The sequence below is a fragment of the Variovorax atrisoli 110B genome (assembly GCF_000382045.1).
GTDB lineage: Bacteria > Pseudomonadota > Gammaproteobacteria > Burkholderiales > Burkholderiaceae_C > Variovorax > Variovorax atrisoli.
In genome coordinates, this window is the sequence record NZ_KB907492.1 from 1 (window position 1) to 1714 (window position 1714).

The following is a 1714-nucleotide window of genomic DNA, read 5'->3' on the forward strand; positions in this document are numbered from 1 at the left end:
TCCGAGAGCCTGAAGTTCCGTCGTTCGCAGTCGGACGACGGCTACATGATCAAGGAGGTGCCCTCGGAGACGGACCCGACGATGGAGCAGCTGCGGCAGAACCTGCCGGTGGGCTCGGTCAACGAGGTCATCGACAAGATGCTGGAGGAGATCAGCATCCTGCGTCCGAAGCACATCGCGCTGCAGACGCAGCTGGGCGACTTCGATCAGAAGACGATGCTCAGGCAGATCGAGCTTTGGGGCGAGAGGATCATCCCGGCGATCCAGAAGGAACTGGGCCGCAACGCCGAAGCCTCTCGAGCCCTTCCTGCCTGACCCGAGGAAGGCGCGGCCCTTCCCGATCACATCAGATCACCTAAGCGTTGCCAGCCGCAGGACAAGCGGCCAGGGCAGCCGAGCCATTACATATTCGAAACCGGAGACAAACATGACCCCTACACGGATCAACCGCCGCACCCTGATGGTGGGCAGCATGCTGATGGGCGCGGGCGTCAGGGCCTTCGCCAGCACCGGCGGCGCGGGCAACTGGCCCTCCCGTCCCATCCGCATCGTGCTGGCCGGTTCCGCCGGTGCGGGCGGCGACATCTTCGCGCGCCTGATCGCCAACCCGCTGGCCAAGACGCTGAAGCAGCCAGTGGTGGTGGACGCGAAGCCGGGCGCCAACGGCCTGATCGCCTGCGACACGGTGGCCAAGGCTGCGGGCGACGGCTACACGCTGCTTTTCGCGCCGTCGTCCTCGATCCTCATCAACCCGGTGATCCATCCCAAGCTGCCGTACAACGCCGAGAAGGATCTCGTTCCGGTCGCGCAGGTCGGCGCCGCGGGCATCCTGCTGATGACCAATCCGAGCACCGGCTTCAAGAACCTGGCGGACATGGTGGCCTACGCCAGGAAGAACCCGGGCAAGTTGGCCTACGGCTCTTGGGGCACGGGCTCCTCGGGCCACCTGGCGATGGAAGGCATCAAGGCCCACTACGGCCTTGACATGCCGCACGTGCCGTACAAGACACTGGTCGGCGAAGTCACGGACCTGATCGGCAACAACATCAGCGTGGCATTCACCGACATCGCATCGCCCGTGCAGCACATGCGGCAAGGGCGGCTTGTGGCGCTGGGCCAGACCGGCTCGCAGCGCTGGCCCGCGACGCAGGACGTGCCGACGCTGGCGGAGCAGGGCTACAAGTTCGAAGCCGACGGCTGGTACGGCGTCTTCGCGCCGGCCGGGACGCCGCAGGAGATCATCGACAGGCTCAACGCCGAGATCAACAAGATCCAGAAGCTCGACGAAGTGCGAGCGCAGATCGAAGGCCAGAACATGATCGTGCCGCCCGGCCGCAACGCCACGCAGTTTGCGGCGTCCATCCAGAAGGACGCCGCCATCTGGCAGGGCCTGGCGAAGGTGACCGACCTGCGCGACAAGTAGCAGGAGAGAGAGACGAAGCAGAAGTCGGGTGTCTTCTGCAAGCACAGGCAACGGGGCTCATGCCCCGTTTTTCGTTGAACCGGCGCAGCGCATCCCTCTCATTTTTGCAGGACTGAATCGCGCTCCTTCCATATTCACCAACACCGAGCGCAACCAGAGAATTCTGCTCATCGCATAGCACTACTTGAGCGGAACAACATGGAATTCGGGGTGTTCATTCTGGCCCAGCAGCGCGGCTATCACCAGACGTCGCAGCAGGTCATCAACAACTCGATCGAGCAGACGGTGGCG

The 1714-nt window shown here is 63.9% G+C and carries 1 protein-coding gene and 1 pseudogene; both read left to right on the top strand.

What is annotated here, in order from left to right; translation table 11 throughout:
- Nucleotides 1-315 (top strand): annotated as a pseudogene (locus G369_RS36965) (LLM class flavin-dependent oxidoreductase); the annotation flags it as partial.
- A 112-nt stretch (nucleotides 316-427) separates the two neighbouring features.
- A complete protein-coding gene (locus G369_RS0135220) occupies nucleotides 428-1423 on the top strand; it encodes a Bug family tripartite tricarboxylate transporter substrate binding protein (protein WP_019658756.1) in 996 nt (331 codons plus the stop codon).
- The last annotated feature ends 291 nt before the right edge of the window (nucleotides 1424-1714 follow it).

Coding starts and splice junctions, on each gene's coding strand:
- G369_RS0135220 (WP_019658756.1), top strand. CDS start 428: ATGACCCCTACACGGATCAACCGCCGCACCCTGATGGTGGGCAGCATG.